Here is a 19,316-nt window from a genome sequence, read left to right as displayed (position 1 = left end):
GGGAACCCAATTCAGCGTGTCACTGAGATAAACGCATAGCGGAATCTTCCGCTATTTCTTTTTGCGGGCTTCGAGAATGGCCTGAATCAACGGTTCTGGCACCGACGCGGGGACCTCGTCCTCCGCATACTCTTTGCAGCACGAAACTCCCAGACGCATCGCCGTCCGGTAGTTCTCCAGATAGTGCTCACAACACGGACAACGCGAGAGGTGCGTTTTCATGACGCACATCACATCATCGGGCAGATTACCCTCAAGGTAATCACCCATGAATTCGTATAGTTCCTTGCAGGTCAGTTTCATCGTTAGTATCCGTCATTCATGTGCGGATCCAACAGAGTTTTTAATGCTTGCCGGGCACGATGCAGCCGCGTCTTGACGGCTGAAACGCTCATATCGAGTCGGGCCGCGGTTTCCTCAGTACTTAATTGTTCGATGTCACGAAGCAGCAAAACGGTTCGATAACTTTCCGGCAATTCTTCAATTTGCTGGCGAACCAGTTCACGCGTCTCGCGGCTCTGGACAGCGGTGTCAAAGGTAATCGCCCACGAGGGTTCCGCGCGATCACGATGTCCGTCGGACGCAAAGTGGGGAAGCAAATCCTCCACCGGCTTTTCGGGTTTCCGCTTCTTGGTACGAAGCTTCATCAGACACGCGTTAACCACAATTCGGTGCAGCCAGGTAGAAAGCTTCGCATTTCCCTCGAAGTTTTCGATTGCCTTAAACGCTGACAGAAACGCATCTTGCACCGCGTCTTGGGCATCCTGATCTTGTCCCAGGAAACGTTTGGCTACAACCAGCAGACGACCGCTGTACGCACGAACCAAATATTCGTACGCGTCGTCCTCTTGCCGCTGAAGAGCTTCGATCAGCTCTTCTTCGGATTTCCAAGCGCTAGTCGGCAGTTCTGATCCGGTGCTGTCCATAATCGCCAAAAATAACAGATGCCATCCTGGTCGTCTACGTTCCCATATTGTGGCTTATTCCGCGCAACATGCGAGAACCCTTGACGCCAGAAATCGGATTAGGACTTGAATTCTTTGTTGTAGGATGCCAGAGTAAAACCACCGGTTGGGCACGGCAGATTGAGGATTTTTCTCGCTTAACTTAGGGATACGGCCACTCGTGCGATCATTTTCCGTAACGCTCGCCATCCTCTTGATTGGGATCGGAAACAGCCTGCTTTGCCCAGCACTGTTGGCAGGCAATCTCCATTTTTCGATCGACAGCGTTGAAATTACGCCTGACGTCCATGGTCCCAAAGCGGTCTGGATGGCAGGTTACTTTCCCGGAAGAGCCGCTACCACGGTTCACGATCCGCTTTTTGCTCGCGGCATGCTGCTTTCGGACGGGCAAACCAGAATTGCCATCATCAGCTTGGATTTGATCGGCTGGTCCTACCCTTCCACGCTTTCTATCCGAGAGCAACTTTCCGAAATTGACTTCGTGGTGATCTGTAGCACGCACAACCATGAAGGCCCCGATACGATCGGTATCTGGGGCGAGTCCTACATCAAGCGGGGAGTCAACGAGAGTTACAACGAACACGTTGAAAAGACAATCGTGAAGCTGGTCAAGCGGCTGGAAGAATCTCAGCAACCTGTTTCCGTAGAATTCGCCAAGATTGATCGTCCCGACCTCGTTCACGATACACGCCAACCAATCGTCATTGATCCAACGATTCGAGCCCTCCGTTTTCGCTCACAAATTGATGGATCGACCTTAGGCCTATTGGTACAAGGGACAACCCACCCTGAATCCCTCGGGGCCAGGAACACTGCCATCACGGCCGATTTCCCCTACTACACCCATAAGCGTCTTCAGCAGCACTTTGACTGCCCGACCGTTTATGTCAGCGGTGCGATTGGCGGGCTGATGACTCCGCCTGCCACCGGAATCGTGGACGACAAGGCCGCTGCGGTTCAGCTGACAACGTTCGCCTACGCCCAAGCCTATGGCAACACGGTAGCCGATGCAGTGGCCGAGGCTTTCAGCAAAAGCCAACCGGTCGATCTCACCCCCTTTCGCGTCTTCCGTAAAGAAGTGGCTATCCCCATCGATAACCCGCTTTATCGCCTGGCAAGATCCTTGAATGTGATTCGACGCGTCAGCTACGAGTGGACGGGGCAGCCGGACAGCTGGGGAGAACGTGTCACACGAGAATTTCGCCCCGAACGCGCGGCTGCCATCACCGAGGTTAGTCTGCTTCAACTAGGGGACGTGAAGCTACTGGGAATCCCAGGCGAACTTTATCCTGAATTGGTCAACGGGAAGATCCCTAATCCAGCCCACGCGAACGTCGACTTCCCGGACGCACCGATTGAACCCCACGTCGATCAGCTGCTAGGAGACGAGCCCTATTTGATGCTGGGCCTTGCCAATGATGAAATTGGCTACATCCTTCCGAAGAGGCAGTGGGATCGAGAGCCACCCTATGCCTTTGGGCGCGGGGCGCCGCAATATGGTGAGATTAACAGCTGTAGCCATGAGGTGGGCCCCATCATCATGGCCACCTTTTCTGAGCTATGCCAGCGAGCCCAATCGCCCGCTGGCGAGCCGTAAGCTTTTAGCGAACCGGTGGTAGAAGTCGCGGTGGTTCCTGTTCCGGAGCTGGTGGAACCTTCGACGATTGCGTCGGCACCAGAACTGGACCAGACTTCGTCTCGCGAGGCTGATCGCTGATAAACATCGTGTTCGACTTCGGCACAGGAGCTGTCCGAGGTCCGGCGATCCGCTCACTACCAATTCGCTGCAACATGTCCGCAGCTTGCTCCAGGTTGGCGTCTTCCTGCAAAGCGGCCTCGAAGTTGGCAACAGCACCTTGGTGGTCTCCCGCACGGTACTGCAGGAAGCCAAGATTGAAATGCCCCTTCGCTTTGCCATGAGCGTAAACCAACTGCGAGAGTGCTTCGTCATCGCGACCGGCGTCGACCAATACCATCGCCAGGTTGTTGCGGTAGCGAGGGTCTTCAGGGGCTGCGAGCGTCGCTTGATGGAACTTGCCCATGGCCTCGTCCTTGCGTCCCAGACGTGCCAGGCACAAGCCCATGTCATTACAGATCGTTGGATCTTTTGGGTGATCCTTGTCAGCCATCTCGTACATCGTCAGCGACTCGTCGAGTCGCTGCGTTCGATGTAGCAGACGAGCGTAGCTGATCTGAGCCAGGCGGCTCTTGGGGAACTTCTCCAGGCACGACTTGTATTGACGTTCAGCACCTTCGAAGTTGCCGGCGTTTTCCATCATCCGAGCAGCACTCAGATAGACGTTGGAATTGATCTCGTCAGGCATGCTCGACAAGCTGATCGGATCGTTCTCGACCTGTGGTTCACGTGGTTCCGACGAGAAGAAGCCTGAGATCGAGCTACCAGCCTTTTTGAAGGCCGAACTAATCGAGGAGCCTTCTTCGCTGGAATCGGTGAACTGAATCAGGCGGAACGAGCTGCGTTCTTCGCTGTCAGTAGCGATCGGCTGATTCTGTTTGGTCTGCTTCGGGCCTTCAGCCCCGAGCCCGATTGCTGGTGCGAGTAATAAGCCTTGTAATGCCAGGCCTGTGCAGATCAGGTCGCGTCCGTAGGAAATCCAGACACGTTTTGCGTATTTTTTTTGCATCGATCCTTCGCAGGGCCCATCCGGGCCATTGCCTCCATGCACTGAGTTGCGTCGGCCACAAGCACCCCGCTAGCAAAAGGGTGCCCGCAATGAATTGTCTTCCTTCATTGCATCGGCATTTCGCCCGTTGTTCTCAAGCAATTTGCGCAAACCATGTGTGCCGTGGTTTTGCGCTTGCCTAGATTTTCGTCAGATCGACTTACTGCTCGGAGAATGCTGGCAGCCGTGGAACTGGCACAGACGAGCGTTCACGACGCCAGATGTCGTCGATGTAGTCCGCTGCACGACCAGCTGGCTGATCTGGGCTTACATAGATTGGAGTCGCATCGGGGTTACCAACCATTTCGGCCAAACCAGCTTTGACAGCAGCAATGCGAGCATCGGTTTCCTGCTGGGTGAAGCCTTGCATCACGAAGATATCGCGGCGACCTTCGGTGCTGGTCAGGATCGACCGAATTTTCATCATGCCAGCACGCGTCAGCTCACCGTTCTCTTGATCAAAGTAGTGATCGCTGAGGGTATTCTGCAGACGAATACCGGTGGCAGTCATTTGCGTATAGTAGTTGTATACAGAGGCTCGATCTTGCTCGATAAATGGGGATGGCCAGCACTTATTGCGGGCATAGTCCAAATGGGCACGATCCCAGAACTCATGCCATCCTGCCTGGCTAACAGAGCAGAACAACAAGGTTGCCAAAATAGATTGGGTAAAGAGGGTGCCGATCTTCATGCGTGGCCGCCTTCCGTGGTTTCTTGGGGGGTCCTTACGCCCCTGCTGACCGAGGGCGCTTTGGTTCATTCAGTGAAACCATCGGTTATTGAAAGGCCAAGCCAACACATGGGAAGGCTTGGCCCATACGACGCGTAGAATCGTTAAACCTTACTCAGGCCTACGAGTTAGCTGCCATCATTGGTAGCATCTCGCGAATCACCGTGATGGCGGCTGGGCCGACTAACACGACGAAGATACCCGGGAAGATGAAGAACACCAGCGGGAAGATCATCTTAACCGCAGTCTTAGCAGCTTTTTCTTCGGCGATCTGTCGACGACGCGTTCGCATCGCATCACTCTGCACGCGAAGTGCCTGAGCAATACTCGAACCGAATTTGTCGGCCTGAATCAAAATCGCGGCGAGCGATCGGAGGTCTTCCACACCGGTTCGTTGACCGAGTTCGTGCAGAACGTCCACGCGGGCACGACCCATCTGCAACTGGAAGTTGCACATACCAAATTCTTCGGCGATCACGCGGTAGGTCTTTTTCATTTCCTCGGCAACGCGACGCATGGCCTGATCTAGACCAAGCCCCGCTTCCACACAAACGACCATCAAGTCGAGTGCGTCGGGCAGACCTCGGAAGATCTGCTCTTTTCGCGTCTTACCGAGATACCACAAACCGAGTTCAGGGAGATAGAAGCAGATGCCAAGCACGATGCCGGCCTTCAAAATCCCAAACAGCGAAAAGTCGCCCAGGACGAAGAACGTACCACCGCCCAGGACAAGTCCAGCGATCAAGCCGGCAAACTTCAGTCCCAAGAAGGTCGTCGGTGCTGCTTCGCTGCGAAAACCTGCGTGCGAGAGCTTATCCTTCAGCTTGATGGCGTCCTTCTGGTTGGTTGGCTGCAACGGCTTAGCCAGCGAAGGCGTGGTCTTCTCCAGGACTTTGCCCAAAGCAGTTTGCTTCGTGCTCTTTTCGCCGCTACGTCCGTTTCGCTGATAAGGATCTTTCAGGCCTTCCAGTCGGTCTTCGGCACGACTCTTGTCCTTCATCAGCATGTCCGCAAGGAAATAGATCCCCGCTGCGAACAAGCCGAATACGCTTAACGCAATGATCAGAACGCCATTGGAACCGGAATCAAACATGGCTTCGTTACACCTTGATATCGATAATCTTTTGAATCACCCAGGCACCGATCAATTGCATGACGATGGCACCAGCCAACATTTTTTGACCAAGGGGATCGGTAAACAGTGTCATTACGTATGTTGGGTTCAGGTACCACATGACGATAAACAGTGCCGGTGGCATACCCAACAGAACGATGCCGGAGATACGACCTTCCCCGGTGAGGGCCTGAATCTGGCCGAACAATTCCATACGCTGACGAACGAGTCGACCAATCTTGTCGAGAATTTCGGCTAGGTCACCACCCGTCTGACGCTGCAAGATAACGGCAGTACCGAAGAACTTGAGGTCGAGGTTCGGAACGCGTTCGGTCATATCGACGATGGCTTCTTCAAGTGGCACACCGAGGTTTTGCGATTCAAACACCTTGCGAAATTCACCACCAATCGGGTCGAGCATTTCTTCGCTCACCAGGTGAAAACCAGCACCCAGACTATGACCCGCACGCAAAGCGCGAGCGATCAATTCCAACGCATCCGGCAGTTGATTGCCGAACTTGGCCAGACGTTTACCACGCTTAAACCAAACATAACCCAAGGGAACAATGCCCAGGATGACTGCCAGGACCGGACCGATATAGAACGGCAAACCCAGCAGAAATGGCACCACGGCGCCGGCACCGGCCAGCCCAGCAGTCAGCATGATGAAGTTGGAAACCGAAGTCTCCATGGCAGCCTGGTCGAGGAACAGTCGCAAGTTGAAGTGCCGCGAAATGAATTCTTCCAGGGCACCATCATTGCCGTCAGAGAGCCGGGTGATACCACCTTGCTGCTCTCCCTTGCCTCCTTCGGCTTTACCATTAGCCTTACCCTTGCCGGTTAGGATTTCGAGACGACCCTCGATCTCGGGGTTGGCGTCCCCTCGAAACAGAATCGCTACGGCGCCGACCAAAGTGGCCACACCTACGAATACCGTAATGAGAACTACTAGCGTCAACATGATCGCTTCTCTAATCAGTACCTGGGTTAGTCTTCGAGCATCACACGTTCACGGAAGGCGCTGGCCGGCAAGCGGACGCCTGCCGATTCAAGACGTTCCATGAAGTTGGGGCGAACGCCGGTCGAGATGAAGCGACCACGTGCGCGGCCTGTTTCATCGATACCGGATTGCTCGTAACGATAAATGTCTTGCATGACGACCGTTTCCTGCTCCATGCCGATCACTTCCGTGATGTGCGTAACACGTCGCGGACCACCTTGCAGGCGGTTGGCCTGAATGATCAAGTCGACGGCGCTGGCGATCTGCTGACGCATCGCTTTGACCGGCAATTCAAAGCCGGACATCGAAATGAGCGTTTCGATACGGGCGATTGCGTCACGCGGTGTATTCGAGTGAATCGTGGTCATCGAACCTTCGTGACCCGTATTCATGGCCTGAAGCATGTCGAGCGTTTCAGCACCACGACACTCACCGATGATGATTCGTTCAGGACGCATACGCAGGGCATTCTTCACCAGGTCGGTCGCGGTGACACCACCCTTGCCTTCGACGTTCGGTGGACGAGTTTCCAAACGCACGACGTGCTCCTGTTGCAGCTGAAGTTCCGCCGCGTCTTCGATGGTAACGATACGTTCGGCACCGCTAATGAAGCTCGAAAGCGTGTTCAGCAGCGTCGTCTTACCAGAACCAGTACCACCGGAAATGATGATATTCAGTCGGGCCTTGATCGCCCCTTCCAGCAGCATCACCATTTCTGGCGTGAAGGCCTTGTAGTTCAACAGGTCTTCCAACTTCAGCGGGTTGGAACCGAACCGACGAATAGAAACCGCCGCTCCATCAAGGGCAAGCGGCGGAATAATTGCGTTAAAACGCGACCCGTCGGGGAGACGCGCGTCGACCATCGGGCAGGTTTCGTCGACGCGCCGGCCTACCTTCGATACGATACGGTCAATGATTTGCAGGAGGTGTTCGTTGTCGCGAAACTTGACGCTGCTCAGTTCGAGCTTACCGCCCTTTTCGCAGTAGATCTGCTGGGGACCGTTGATCAGAATATCGCTGATCCCATGATCCTTCAGTAGAAGTTCCAGTGGACCAAGGCCAAACGTTTCGTCGAGAACTTCTTCGATCAGACGTTCTCGTTCGGTGCGATTGAGCAGGGTTTCTTCCGTATCGCAGAGGTGTTCGACCACCAGGCGAATCTCTCGTCGCAGAACTTCACCTTCCAACTCACCGATCTTCGCTAGATCGAGCTTATCCACAAGCTTCCCGTGGATCTTACGCTTGAGGTTTTCGAACTCCGCTTGCTTCGAGCCCGATGCTTTAGGATCTGTTGCCGCTGATCGCATGATCCGATTCCTTCGTCTTCTGAAATGCTGCCAAGGACGCTCTTACCGCTTAGTCGCATCTCCTCATGCAGTAGCAAGCCGAGGGGGTTAATCGAGACAATCGCATCATTGCGGTCGTCGATCGATCGACGGAGCTACCCAAAGGAGACAGGGTCCGTACCAAGCGATCGCCAGGCAACGGTCCCTGAAAACATAGCTCACGTAAAGTTGCGCGAGAGGAAGGAAGTTATGAAATTGGCAAACCGCACGGGATGTGCGGTCGCTATAACCTTCGCGGATTGCAAGAGATAATCCACGCGTGTTGATGCACCGATCTTATTCGGTTGCTTGGGCTTCCGATTCTTCCGACTTTGCGGTCTTCTCCCCCTTCGAAGAGAGGAAACCGAACCATCGGCCAATTCCGGACTTTCCGTTGGCATTCTTTTTCGCGCTATCGCCCGACAGCGACTCGGCCAAGCCGACCAGTGCCTGGGTAATACCAGCCCGCGGAGCTTGCTCGATCAGTGGCACGCCATTGTTGCGAACCTCGACCATCACGCGGTACTCGTTAGGAATCTGCCAGTAGATCTCGCTACCGATCGTTTCCTGAGCCTTCTTAAGGCTGATCTCACCGTTGTCTAAACCAACACGATTCACAATGACTCGAGTCTTTTCCTTCAACCCGTCGATTTCGCTGAAGCTCATCATCAGACGAACCACGTTGCGGAGGCAAGGCAGATCCAACTGAATGGTCATCAGGTTGATATTCGCTTCCTGCATCGCCACGATGTCGAGCGACGAGTAAGACTTGGATGTATCGATGATCAAGTGCGTGAAGGTCGCCTTCATCAGACCAATCACACGCGACAAATCGTCAGGACTAATCGGGGCTTCTTCCTGAAGCTGGACGGGGCGAGGCAGCAGATACAGCCCACTGCTATGACGCGTCAACGAACGCTTCAGCAGGTTGAAGTCGAGGCGTTTGATGTTCTGAGCAACGTCTAGCAATGTGTAGTCGGGAATCGTGTCCAGAAAGACATCGCTATCGCCCAGTGCCAGGTCGAGGTCGATCAGGGCGACGTTGTTACCTTCTTGAGCCGCCAGGATGCAACCCAAGTTGACCGCCATGCTGGTCGATCCTACGCCGCCGGTCGCACCACACACGGTGATGACCTTGCAACCACGCGACTTGGACTCCCCTTTGCCGAAGCGATGATGACCGATTCGCTCCAGGGCACTCACCAGGTCTTCGATGTCCAGCGGTTGGGTGAGAAACTCTTTGGCTCCGGCACGCATCGCTTTGAGGATGAGTTGGCCGTCGCTGGATCCACTGATGACCAAGATGCTGCAATCAGGCGTGCTTTCATGCACCTCTTGAATCAGGCGAATGGCCTTCTCAGGATCGGAATCGATCGCGACGATTCCAATATCCGGATTGGTTTGGCCTACGACGTCAGAAAAGAACTCGTAGCGTGAACACTCGGCTTCCAGCCAAACAATGTCCATCCCGAGCAGCGTTGACTTGAGCGATTCTCGCGATGAGTCCTTCGGATCGACTAGGGCGACTCGTAATACATTGCTCATGGCGATACGTACTTTCCTGACACAACACCAAACTATACGAAAAGAATTCCCTCAGGGGTTTGAGGGAATTCTAGTACGCAAAATACGCGTTCGTGTTAAAAATCAAGCGTATCGTAGCCCGATGGACCAATCATCGTGGGCATCGGTCCTGCCGGTTGAGCCGGTGCTGACGATTGTACGGAAGAAGGTCGCACTCCAGGGTTAGGCTGGATCGATACTGGGGAAGTTCGCGGCCCCGACGGAGTATGGACTCCTTGCATTCGAGTGTTCCCCTCAAACGTTGGTGCCGTGGCCGAGGTCGGCGAAGGAACCTCCATCAGAGGCGTGCCCTGCTCGATCAGTTCTCCTTCGATAACCGAAGGACCCGTTGGGCCAAGCATGCCGGTTTGGCAGGAACCAGGACCGCAGTTCGGCACTTCCATGTAACCTCGCCAGTACAGTTCGGTATCGTTGAGCGGGCCGCTCGAGGTGCCAGGCATTGCACAAGGCTCTTCGCCTGGATTCAGCGGGCCGACCAGTTCTGGCGTGACAATAATCAGTAGTTCGACTTCGTTGCGACGATCCTGAACGCGGCGGAATGCGGCACCGGCCCAAGGAATGTCAGCCAGGTAAGGAATACCGCGGTTTTCCGTTTCGATCTTTTCCTGGATCAGACCAGCCAGGGCGAACGTTTGACCAGCCTTCATTTCGACGGCCGTGTCGACCCAACGAGTACGGAAACCAGGTGTTCCATCGACCGCCAAGCTGGAGTCGACTTCGCTGACCAAAGGACGAACTTCCAAGCGAATGTTTCCGTTACCCAGGACGATCGGCACAACGTCGACGCGGGTACCAAATTCCTTAAACTCGATCGAAGTCGTACCCAGACCGGATGCAACCTGAATCGGCACTTCACCACCAGACAGGAAGCTTGCCGGACGGCCGCTCATGGCATTGATGGTTGGCTCCGAAAGCAATTTGGCCAGGTTGTTCTGTCGCAAAGCTTCGACAAAGCCAAAGAAAGAACTGTTGTTACCAATCACGCCGAAGGTGACCGTCTCTGCACCGGTGGACGTGACCGAACCACCACCTTGAGCAACGCTGGAGATAATACCGCTGACGCTTTGAACGATGTAATCGTTTCCGCTGACAGCTGCCCAGTCAAAGCCCATCGTTCGCAGCTTGGTTCGCGAAACTTCGTAGACCTTTACCTTCAGCATGACCTGCTGAACGCCACCCACGGTGATGTTGTTGATCACTTTCGGGTAGTAGTCTTCAGCCATCTGAACGATGCGGCTGATGGCGTCTGGGCGATCGACAAAGCCCGACAGCACCACGCTGCTCGCCAGGGGACGAACCTTGATGGAAGCGTTTGGAAATTCGCTTTCCAGAAGCATTTGGAGTTCACGACCATCACCGATGACAATGACGTCGACGGTGAAAATCGTGCCGTCCTCTGCCCACAGGTTGACCTGTGTGACACCAGGCTTCAAGGCCGAGACCTGAATCTTGTTCGGCGACAGTGGAGTCAACCGAATGAGATCAGGGTTGTTGACCTGAGCCTTGGGGATCTTCTCATCCAAGGTAAAGATGCGACTGGAGTTAACAATCATCTCCAACCGCTGATTTGGATTGGCGACCTGAAAGTTGACGCCGGGGGCCTCGTTCTGAGCCTGAATGCTTCCGCTAAAAGCGGTCAGCATCATCAGAGCTGCGGTCGTGACAAGTTGTCGCGCGAAGCGGTACTTGGTAATCATCCGTGATCTTCCTTGCGCCGAAATTATGATTTCCCAATCCGTGGAAAAATCTGGACGTGTTTAGGCGTCGTCCGGTCCAAAGTCTGAATCTGACTCCGCTGGCATGGAGTCACTATCATTATCGCTAGGCTTCATATCCACGCCGTCTGCGGAACCACTGTCCACAGGCTGCGAGGGTTGACCGACCGAGCCAGCTGGCAAGGTCGGAAAAGGTGCTGGCATCGAAGTTCGCATCGAGCTGGCTCGGCTCGAAGAGCCGGGGCTGACTTCCTGCGGAAGTTCTTCGATTTCGCCGAATTCAAAACGTCGCACTCCATCCGGGCTGAGCAGATCCATTGTCCATTCCGGTTCCGCCGGTGCTGGCATGGCGCCAACGGTAGGCGAAGTGAGAGCTGCTTGCGAGTTCTTCAGGAAGTCGAGGAATCCACCGCCCGAAGGCTTCTTGTCTTGAGCAACTGCCGGTTGCTTCGGCTGATTGTCCATGTCGGGATCAGCGTCTTCGGTAATACCGAGCAGTTCCGAGATCGTCGCGTCGTCGGTCGTACCTGCTTCGTCCTCGCCGCTTTCATCTGGCGGACGCAGCGACAGGCTCAGGCTACCCAATCGTGAGGCAAGGACGAGAATCTCGACCTGCTTCGGGTTGACCAAGAGCGATACGGTCTTGGCCGCGATCGAGTTCCCTTGCGAATCGGTTTCGCGATGAATTTGTTCGTTCACGGCGAACACGCGGCAATTCGTCAGAATCGTACGTGTCACCTGTTTCTTCTGGTTGCGGTTGTTCTGATTCATCACTTGCAGATAAACCAGCACGTCAACACGGTCACCTGGCAGAATCAGATTTCCAGCGGCACTCTCAGCGGTCACGCGAATCGAGTGAACGCGATACCCTTTGGGAATCAACTTGGAAGCACCCTGGTCTTCGTCAGAACCGAAGAGCTTTCCTTCCAAAATGACTTCGCCGGCGAACAGACGCGAACGAGGACGACGTTCTTCAACGTTTTCCAACTCGCGAATTGCTCCTTCGGGAATCTTGTCTGCGGGCCATGGTTCAAGCTTGATCATCTCGGGCTTGATCGGTTCGTTAATGTCGATGTCCTCAAGAGCAACGAAGATATTCTCCATTTCTACTTGAGGTACCGGCTGAGCCGACTGCTGCTCGAGCACCTGGCTGATGCCAATCGAGGCAACCAACCCGCACCCAAGGGCGATAATGATCAGAATTAGTGATTTAGGACGCATGTGCTTTTCCTTAGTACAGCTAGCCTCCCTGCCGGTGACATTGCTAGCTCTTCAAGCCCCTTTCATCGCGGTTGCGATGTATGGGGTTTCATCGGGACGTCGAGTTCAGAAGGTCACAAGTAACGTTCTGAGTCGGACGATCAATGCGTTTGGCAATTCCCGAACAATCGGTACAAATTGCATCAACGATCATTGAACGGTTTCTCTCCGCATTGCGGTCTTCGCTTCCAACGTTGTCGATCCCAGGTACATGGGAGACGGCAACCAGCTGACCTTCGCAAACGGAATCTGTACAGTGACTGTCACGGCCCCACCAAACCCAGCGTTCTCAGGTGGATCAGGAGACACAATGACATCGGCAGCATCACTGTCGACAGCTGCCGAATCCAGGATTTCATTTACCGCTGAGACAACCCCAGTGGTGGTCGCTCCGTCTAGAACAGCTCGTCGAGCCCCTTCGCGTGATGCGTTGGTTATCACTTGCTGCACCATCACCATTCGACCGTATTCAATCATTCCGAAGATCAGCAGGAAGAACAGCGGAGCTACAATGGCAAACTCCACGACCGCCGCCCCTGATCGTTTAAATCGGAATAACCGGCATCTCTTATCAAGGCCGAAATGTCGAGGACGCAAAGTCCTCTTCATCTCGCCCAAGTTAACAGATTCGGTTGCGCAGCCTGTGCATGCAGCAGGTGTTTGGCTCATACAAGCAGCCCCATCCAGAGGAAGTAACCGATGGTTCCGATGGCAATCGGAATACCATAGGGGAGCAGCAGCATAGTAGGCTTTCGCTCCGCAGCGATGCTCGAAAGCTGGTTCGGATCACGAATGGTCATGATCTCATTCAGGATGATTCGAGCGTTGTCCGAGTGCTTCTTCCAGGCCTTGCGAACGGCAACCATACCGACAGCCAGGACGGCTCCGACAATTGCCGAGATGCAGAAGGCATAGAAGGTGTGCGTTCCGTGCATCCAGGCTCCGACACCAGCCAAGAGCTTCACGTCGCCGGCACCCATGCCGCCGATTGAGTAGGCCGGAAGCAGCAGAAGCAGACCGACAACGGTGCCCAGCAAACTCCAACCCAGTCCTTCCAATCCAAACGCGCAGAAGCTGTAGACCCAGCCGCTAGCAACGAAGGGGAAGGTGATCCAGTTAGGAACCTTCAATTCAAAACCGTCGATGACTGCGGCCAGAATCAAGGTAAAGGTGACGACCCAGACGGGCCAATTTTCTGCAATTGCTTCCGCCAAGCTTACAAAAAGATCCATGACTTTCTCCTCACCTCGCGCGTCTTATGCGAGGCCGACCACTAAATGCGCAAATTAAGGGATACCACGACTTGTTTCCGGCAGCACTGCCAGCAGGCTCCGGCACAAAACAGTAGCTCACACTGGCCGTCATGCGGCCACTAAGGTCCGTTTTTTCGCCGATTTCTGCCTGTCCGGAATTGGTTTCCACACCGCGTTAATCGATGATCCCGCTAAAACCGAACTAACCTGAAAAAAGAAAAGCCCCGCAGGTCCCCGTGATAGGGCGCCCCGGGGCTTTCCAAGTGTTTCATGAAAAAACGCGTGAGCCAAAGTGGCACACGCGTCGTTGGGTTAGGCGGCTTATACCGCACCACCAGTGGTGTTAGCAGTTTGCATGTCCGTACCAATCTTGGTGAACGTAGCGTTCGCCTGGGTACCGATCGCTTGAATAGCGGTCAGACATACGATGACGATCAGAGCCAGCATCACGGCGTATTCAACCGCGGTGGGACCGTCTTCCGATACGAGAAAGTTCTGTACCTTCTGGATGAGACCTTGCATGAGAATTCTCCAACGTTGCCTAAAATCGGCACAATACTAAGGATGCTTACTACCGCTGTTCAACCACGACGAATCCATCACGCTGGTCTGCAAAAACTCGGTTGAATGCGGTCCTCTAAGGTGATGCCTCAGTCCCATACACAGCCATCAGGAAACGGACGGTTAAGTCCGTGGTCAACCCTTCGGCAGCCTGGCTACCACAATGAAGTGGTCCTTGGCTTTGCGTCCTGGCCTCGCGACCAGTTTGCCTTTGTCGGGGGACATTGGCGGCAGACCATTGCCCGCGCACCGGGATACTCGAGTTCCTAAAAAGGTGTTGATGAGTTCCAGATGAGACGAGTAATGTCCGGCAACTAATCCTGTTGCCATCCAGGTTATGCGGTGCACTCCCTGAACACCTGAAACCTATGTCACGTCTCTAGAGTGTCAAACTGCGAGCTTTAGAAAAACTCGGCAAATCACCCAGAATTTTCCCAGCGAGTGGGATAAACCATTGACAAACAAGCATTTACGCACGTATGAAAGTGCCCAAACGCCATGAAAAACGCCGCTCACGTCTTCACGTGGCGGCGTTTTTGAGAGTGATTTAATGCGCACCGTCGCGCTTAATGTGACGGTTCAGTCGCTGGAGCGTCGTCGGTTCCGTAGCCAGCCTCTTCATCCGAGGCGTCGACCTTATCATTAAACAGCAGACCAAAGATCACCATGATGACGCCGGAGGCAATACAAGGAATCAGCCAGAGCATTTGCCAGTTGGTCGCACCATCAGCGTCTGTCAGCGAGCCGAACAACCATCCCATGACCTGGGCTCCAATCCCTAAACCCAGACCCTGGGTAACCAAGACCAGGAATCCTTGGGCCTGACCGCGCGTCTCCTTCGTGCACTTCTTGTCCGTATAAATAAACCCGGTGACAAAGAAGAAGTCATAACAGATACCGTGCAGCAAGATGCCGCCGATGACCATGCCGTAGGCCAAACTGCCTTCCAGCCCTTCCGCACCGGCAAACAAACCGTAACGTAGCACCCAAGCCGCCATACCCACGAACAACATCCACTTCACGCCTAATCGTGCGAAGAAGAGAGGCATCAACAGCATGAATACGATTTCGGACATTTGCCCTAACGACATGTAACTGGCAGGTGCTTCAAAGCCGGTGTGCTTAACGAAGACTGGTGCGAATGCATAGTAAGCCGCCAACGGAATACAAATCAGGAACGATCCCAAAATGAAGATGAAGAACGATCGTTCCTTCATCATCGAAAGCGTATCGGCGCCAATGATCTCGCGAAAAGTAACGGCTTTCCCCTTCGATGGAGGTGGCGTGTGAGGCAGAAAGAAGCTGAAAATACCCAGCGCCACCCCTGCAACCGCCGTGATGTAGAACTGCTGAGCTGACGTATCGGCACCGAAAACACTACTGACGGTCAGGTTTGCGGCGATCCACCCAATAGTGCCGAATACGCGAATGATCGGAAACTGCTTTTCTTGGTCTTCGATGTTATGGAATGCCAACGTGTTGGTAAGCCCAAGCGTCGGCATGTAGCACAACACATGAACCAAAAGCGTCAGAATAAACGCCAGTGGGCTGATCGTGGCCGTGAATGGAGCGGCCAGCATCGCACAGGCACCCAAAATGTGCAGCGAGCCCAAGACCCGTTCCGATGCGAAGTACCTGTCGGCGACAAACCCCAAGAAGAAGGGAGAAATGATCGCCGCGATCGGAGCCACGGTGTAGGCCCAACTAATCTGGTCGGTCATTCCATTGGCAGCCATGAAATTACCGACCGTTACGTACCATGCTCCCCAGACAAAAAATTGGAGGAACATCATCACCGAGAGTCCGATGACCTTAGAATTCAGCATCAACCAGGTTCCTTTTAGCGTTTTTTCACGTGGAATAGCTATTTAACAGGCGGGATGTTGGGGCTCGATTGTAGCTCAGCTAGCAGTCTTCACAAACCGGGGGCAATGTTCTATTTCGCGCCGCCGCGATACTTAGGGTTAGGCTCTGGCATTTTGGCGTTCATCTTCTTCTGCCAGGCTTTTAGCTTCTCGCGAAGCTCGGTCGTCTTTTCCGGCATCGACTGGCTCAAGTCGTTCTGCTCGCCGGGGTCTTTGGCAAGGTTGTAGAGTTCGACCTCGTCATATTCGTAAAACTCGATCAGCTTCCAATCGCCGTCGCGAATCGAAGCACCCGGTGTCCAGGTCGAACCGTGGTAATGAGGATAGTGCCAATAGAAGGCTCGAGGTTCCGGCGACTTCTCCTCTTCCAACAAGTCGATCAGCGATTGACCATCGGCATGCAGCTTGGGCTGCAGCGGTAAATCGGCCAGGTCCAGCATTGTTGGGAAGAAGTCGGTGCTGACAACCGGCGATTCTGATACGCTACCCGCGGCGGTCACCCCGGGAGCACGCACGATCATCGGGCTTCGCACGCCCCCTTCATACAACCATCCCTTGCCACTTCGGAGCGGCAAGTTACACGTCGGGCCAGCGCCACGCAGGGTACACAGGCCGCCGTTGTCCGAGAAGAAACAAACGACCGTATTATCGTCCAGCTTCAACTCCTCGAGTTTATCGAGGATATCCCCAACGCTTTGATCGACCGCGGCGACCATCGAAGCGTACGCGGCGTTGTCCTGGCGGGCTCGCGATTGCCCGTTGTGCTCGACGATCGTCGGTGTCTTATCCTGAAAGGTCTTTTCGGCCTTTTCCTGGAAGTGCTCAACCCGCTTTTTGTAGGGGGTGATCGGGGTGTGAACATTGTAATAGCAGAGATACAGGAAGAACGGCTTCTCCACGTCGCGTGTCTCTAGGAAGTGAATCGACTCCTCGGTCAGTCGCTCGGTCAGGTATTCCCCATCCTTCTTGGCCTCAAGCGTGGGGTTTTTCCAAGGAGCGTAGTAACCACCAGGAGGCGAACCCTTATGATTCCCGCCGATGTTGGTATCGAAACCTTGATCGGTGGGCCAATGCCCTTCATCCCCTAGGTGCCATTTGCCCGCAAAGAAGGTTTGGTACCCCTCCCCTTTCAGCACCTCGGCGATTGTCACTTCATCTAGTGCCAGGTTATCGCGATCTTGGACCTGAAGGAACTTGCCGGTGCCCCCATTGCCAGGAATCCAGTCAGTCACATCCACCCGCACTGGGTGGCGGCCGGTCAGAATCGAGGCCCGTGTTGGCGAGCATACGGGACATGCCGTGTACGCCTGATTGAATTTCATCCCACTTGAGGCCAAGGCATCAATATTGGGGGTCTCGTGGAAGGTACTGCCGTAGCAAGTCAGGTCTGCCCAGCCGAGGTCATCCACAAGGAAGAAGACAAAGTTGGGGCGTTTGGCTTCGGCGGCTTGGGCAGTGACGCCCCAGCAACATGTGATCAGTAAGAAAAGCAGCAGGCAGGGGAAGACTCGAGTCGTCATGCCGTCTCATCTCCAGGTGGGGTTATCGCGATGCCGACAGGCCCAAACGTTTCAATCCGCGCAGGCCGATGCTTGAGCATAATCGGAATCGAGATGAGATTCACCCGGAGCCGAGATTCTTTTAGACAGAAGTTTCGGTGACTGGCCCTGCCTGACGTACTTCTTCCGTAACCCCAGAGGCGTACTTCTGGAAATTATCAATAAAAAGTGACGCCAATCTCGATGCGGTAGCAAAGTACTGGGCAGGATCCTCCCAGGTGCTTTGCGGGTTGAGCATCTCACTGGGAACCCCAGGACACGACTGAACCACATGAAGACCAAACACGGGGTCAACCGCCGTCGGAGCCTTGGCCAACTCGCCGTTGTGGATGGCATCGACAATAGCTCGGGTATATTTCAGCTTGATCCGCGACCCAACGCCGTGAGCACCGCCCGTCCAGCCCGTGTTCACGAGCCACACATTCGTGTTGTGCTTTCTCAACTTGTCGGCCAGAAGTTCGGCGTATTTGCCGGGATGCCACACGAGGAAGGGACCTCCGAAGCAAGGACTAAACGTTGCTTGCGGTTCGGTAACACCCATTTCGGTACCGGCAATCTTGGCCGTGTAACCGGAAATGAAGTGGTACATGGCCTGGGCAGGCGTCAGCCGGCTAACCGGCGGAAGCACGCCAAACGCGTCGCAGGTCAAGAAGATCGCATCGCTCGGATGCCCAGCAACGCACGGAATCTTGGCGTTGCGAATGAACTCAATCGGATACGCCCCACGCGTATTCTGCGTGATGCTGGTATCCGTGAAGTCAACGTGATGATCTTCTTTGTCGTAAACCACGTTCTCTAAAACCGAACCAAAACGCAGTGCCTGGAAGATCTCGGGCTCATTGTCAGGCGTCAGATCGATCGCTTTGGCGTAGCAGCCCCCTTCAATATTGAAGACGCCGTCATCGCTCCAGCAATGCTCGTCATCGCCGATCAACAGCCGCTTCGGATCAGCGGAAAGCGTTGTCTTGCCGGTACCAGAAAGGCCGAACAGGATACTGCTTTGATCCGAATCGGGAGCACAGGTCGCACTGCAATGCATCGACAGCACGCCCTGCTTGGGCATGTAATAGTTCATCATGGTGAAGACGCCCTTCTTCATTTCCCCGGCGTATTCCGTGCCGAGGATGACCATCTCGCGGTCTTCTAGATTGACGTCCACACTGGTCTTCGAGGTCATCCCAGGCGTATGGCGATTGGCCGGAAAACGGCCGGCGTTGTAGATCACCACGTCCGGATCGCCAAAATCCTTCAGTTCCTCGGCGGTTGGCCGGATCAGCATGGTGTGCATGAACAACGCGTGATAAGGGCGCGAGCAGATCACCCGAATCTTCAGGCGGTATTTCGGATCCCAGCCGGCAAACGCATCAATGACATACAGCTTCTTGCGCGTATTTAGATAATCTTTGGCCCGCTCGAGATTGATGCGATAGGTGTAGTCTTCGATGGGGATATTGATCGTTCCCCACCAGACGTCGTCCTTCGACTGTTCCGCTTCGACAACTCGCTTGTCTTTCGGAGACCGCCCGGTCTTTGCACCACTGTAGGCAATCAGAGCCCCGGAATCGGCGATGGCCGCGTCTTCCTCGTCTCGAATGGCTTCTTCATAGAGAGTCGAAGGGGCCATATTCCGGCGTACGTCTTCGACATCGATATCCAATCCTTTTAAATCGATCTTACTCATTGCTGCACCACTTCGTGGGG

At 54.4% G+C, this 19,316-nt stretch carries 17 protein-coding genes and 1 riboswitch; of the genes, 1 reads left to right on the top strand and 16 read right to left on the bottom strand.

Annotated features, from left to right (window positions below; genetic code table 11):
• Positions 1-51: 51 nt before the first annotated feature.
• Entirely contained in the window at positions 52-303 is a 252-nt protein-coding gene (locus PSR63_RS22975) for a hypothetical protein (protein ID WP_274328014.1), read from the bottom strand.
• A gap of 2 nt (positions 304-305) precedes the next feature.
• Positions 306-926: an RNA polymerase sigma factor gene (locus tag PSR63_RS22970; RefSeq protein ID WP_274328013.1), complete on the bottom strand. Its 621-nt coding sequence runs from the start codon at positions 924-926 to the stop codon at positions 306-308.
• 199 nt (positions 927-1,125) lie between these two features.
• Here PSR63_RS22970 and PSR63_RS22965 point away from each other — a divergent pair, with 199 nt between their 5' ends.
• Complete coding sequence (locus tag PSR63_RS22965) at positions 1,126-2,562, top strand: hypothetical protein (RefSeq protein ID WP_274328012.1); 1,437 nt, start codon at positions 1,126-1,128, stop codon at positions 2,560-2,562.
• A 4-nt stretch (positions 2,563-2,566) separates the two neighbouring features.
• On the opposite strand, the gene PSR63_RS22960 is transcribed toward PSR63_RS22965, so the two are convergent.
• From PSR63_RS22960 to pckA, 14 genes are all read right to left on the bottom strand, one after another.
• Positions 2,567-3,610 (bottom strand): tetratricopeptide repeat protein, encoded by a 1,044-nt coding sequence (locus PSR63_RS22960; RefSeq protein WP_274328011.1) that lies wholly within the window; start codon positions 3,608-3,610, stop codon positions 2,567-2,569.
• 199 nt (positions 3,611-3,809) lie between these two features.
• Positions 3,810-4,340 carry a hypothetical protein gene (locus tag PSR63_RS22955; protein ID WP_274328010.1) on the bottom strand — a complete coding sequence of 177 codons (531 nt, stop codon included), beginning with the start codon at positions 4,338-4,340 and terminating at the stop codon, positions 3,810-3,812.
• A 160-nt stretch (positions 4,341-4,500) separates the two neighbouring features.
• Complete coding sequence (locus tag PSR63_RS22950; RefSeq protein ID WP_274328009.1) at positions 4,501-5,472, bottom strand: type II secretion system F family protein; 972 nt, start codon at positions 5,470-5,472, stop codon at positions 4,501-4,503.
• A gap of 7 nt (positions 5,473-5,479) precedes the next feature.
• Positions 5,480-6,454 carry a type II secretion system F family protein gene (locus tag PSR63_RS22945; protein WP_274328008.1) on the bottom strand — a complete coding sequence of 325 codons (975 nt, stop codon included), beginning with the start codon at positions 6,452-6,454 and terminating at the stop codon, positions 5,480-5,482.
• Positions 6,455-6,480: 26 nt separating this feature from the next.
• Positions 6,481-7,800 carry a CpaF family protein gene (locus PSR63_RS22940; RefSeq protein ID WP_274328007.1) on the bottom strand — a complete coding sequence of 440 codons (1,320 nt, stop codon included), beginning with the start codon at positions 7,798-7,800 and terminating at the stop codon, positions 6,481-6,483.
• A gap of 315 nt (positions 7,801-8,115) precedes the next feature.
• Positions 8,116-9,363 carry a nucleotide-binding protein gene (locus tag PSR63_RS22935; protein ID WP_274328006.1) on the bottom strand — a complete coding sequence of 416 codons (1,248 nt, stop codon included), beginning with the start codon at positions 9,361-9,363 and terminating at the stop codon, positions 8,116-8,118.
• A gap of 95 nt (positions 9,364-9,458) precedes the next feature.
• Positions 9,459-11,099, bottom strand: coding sequence for a type II and III secretion system protein family protein (locus PSR63_RS22930; RefSeq protein WP_274328005.1), 1,641 nt, complete (start codon positions 11,097-11,099; stop codon positions 9,459-9,461).
• 60 nt (positions 11,100-11,159) lie between these two features.
• Positions 11,160-12,338 (bottom strand): Flp pilus assembly protein CpaB, encoded by a 1,179-nt coding sequence (cpaB, locus tag PSR63_RS22925; RefSeq protein WP_274328004.1) that lies wholly within the window; start codon positions 12,336-12,338, stop codon positions 11,160-11,162.
• Between the two features lie 189 nt (positions 12,339-12,527).
• Positions 12,528-12,902 (bottom strand): TadE/TadG family type IV pilus assembly protein, encoded by a 375-nt coding sequence (locus tag PSR63_RS22920; protein WP_274328003.1) that lies wholly within the window; start codon positions 12,900-12,902, stop codon positions 12,528-12,530.
• A 140-nt stretch (positions 12,903-13,042) separates the two neighbouring features.
• Positions 13,043-13,609: an A24 family peptidase gene (locus PSR63_RS22915; protein WP_274328002.1), complete on the bottom strand. Its 567-nt coding sequence runs from the start codon at positions 13,607-13,609 to the stop codon at positions 13,043-13,045.
• A gap of 342 nt (positions 13,610-13,951) precedes the next feature.
• Positions 13,952-14,152: a Flp family type IVb pilin gene (locus tag PSR63_RS22910; protein WP_105359717.1), complete on the bottom strand. Its 201-nt coding sequence runs from the start codon at positions 14,150-14,152 to the stop codon at positions 13,952-13,954.
• A gap of 181 nt (positions 14,153-14,333) precedes the next feature.
• Positions 14,334-14,411: riboswitch (cyclic di-GMP riboswitch) on the bottom strand.
• 346 nt (positions 14,412-14,757) lie between these two features.
• Positions 14,758-16,017 (bottom strand): MFS transporter, encoded by a 1,260-nt coding sequence (locus tag PSR63_RS22905; RefSeq protein ID WP_274328001.1) that lies wholly within the window; start codon positions 16,015-16,017, stop codon positions 14,758-14,760.
• A 110-nt stretch (positions 16,018-16,127) separates the two neighbouring features.
• Positions 16,128-17,576 (bottom strand): sulfatase, encoded by a 1,449-nt coding sequence (locus PSR63_RS22900; protein ID WP_274328000.1) that lies wholly within the window; start codon positions 17,574-17,576, stop codon positions 16,128-16,130.
• Between the two features lie 121 nt (positions 17,577-17,697).
• Entirely contained in the window at positions 17,698-19,296 is a 1,599-nt protein-coding gene (gene pckA / locus PSR63_RS22895) for a phosphoenolpyruvate carboxykinase (ATP) (RefSeq protein WP_274327999.1), read from the bottom strand.
• Between the last annotated feature and the right edge of the window lie 20 nt (positions 19,297-19,316).

The organism is Bremerella sp. P1, assembly GCF_028748185.1.
Taxonomy (GTDB): domain Bacteria; phylum Planctomycetota; class Planctomycetia; order Pirellulales; family Pirellulaceae; genus Bremerella.
Note: the sequence above shows the minus strand (reverse complement) of the source record. Positions and strands in the feature narration are given on the sequence as shown.

Excerpts from the sequence above, each read along its gene's own strand:
- pckA (WP_274327999.1), bottom strand. The coding sequence starts at position 19,296 with ATGAGTAAGATCGATTTAAAAGGATTGGATATCGATGTCGAAGACGTA.
- PSR63_RS22975 (WP_274328014.1), bottom strand. The coding sequence starts at position 303 with ATGAAACTGACCTGCAAGGAACTATACGAATTCATGGGTGATTACCTT.
- PSR63_RS22935 (WP_274328006.1), bottom strand. The coding sequence starts at position 9,363 with ATGAGCAATGTATTACGAGTCGCCCTAGTCGATCCGAAGGACTCATCG.
- PSR63_RS22945 (WP_274328008.1), bottom strand. The coding sequence starts at position 6,454 with ATGTTGACGCTAGTAGTTCTCATTACGGTATTCGTAGGTGTGGCCACT.
- PSR63_RS22955 (WP_274328010.1), bottom strand. The coding sequence starts at position 4,340 with ATGAAGATCGGCACCCTCTTTACCCAATCTATTTTGGCAACCTTGTTG.
- PSR63_RS22930 (WP_274328005.1), bottom strand. The coding sequence starts at position 11,099 with ATGATTACCAAGTACCGCTTCGCGCGACAACTTGTCACGACCGCAGCT.
- cpaB (WP_274328004.1), bottom strand. The coding sequence starts at position 12,338 with ATGCGTCCTAAATCACTAATTCTGATCATTATCGCCCTTGGGTGCGGG.
- PSR63_RS22915 (WP_274328002.1), bottom strand. The coding sequence starts at position 13,609 with ATGGATCTTTTTGTAAGCTTGGCGGAAGCAATTGCAGAAAATTGGCCC.
- PSR63_RS22940 (WP_274328007.1), bottom strand. The coding sequence starts at position 7,800 with ATGCGATCAGCGGCAACAGATCCTAAAGCATCGGGCTCGAAGCAAGCG.
- PSR63_RS22905 (WP_274328001.1), bottom strand. The coding sequence starts at position 16,017 with ATGCTGAATTCTAAGGTCATCGGACTCTCGGTGATGATGTTCCTCCAA.
- PSR63_RS22970 (WP_274328013.1), bottom strand. The coding sequence starts at position 926 with ATGGACAGCACCGGATCAGAACTGCCGACTAGCGCTTGGAAATCCGAA.
- PSR63_RS22910 (WP_105359717.1), bottom strand. The coding sequence starts at position 14,152 with ATGCAAGGTCTCATCCAGAAGGTACAGAACTTTCTCGTATCGGAAGAC.
- PSR63_RS22960 (WP_274328011.1), bottom strand. The coding sequence starts at position 3,610 with ATGCAAAAAAAATACGCAAAACGTGTCTGGATTTCCTACGGACGCGAC.
- PSR63_RS22950 (WP_274328009.1), bottom strand. The coding sequence starts at position 5,472 with ATGTTTGATTCCGGTTCCAATGGCGTTCTGATCATTGCGTTAAGCGTA.
- PSR63_RS22900 (WP_274328000.1), bottom strand. The coding sequence starts at position 17,576 with ATGACGACTCGAGTCTTCCCCTGCCTGCTGCTTTTCTTACTGATCACA.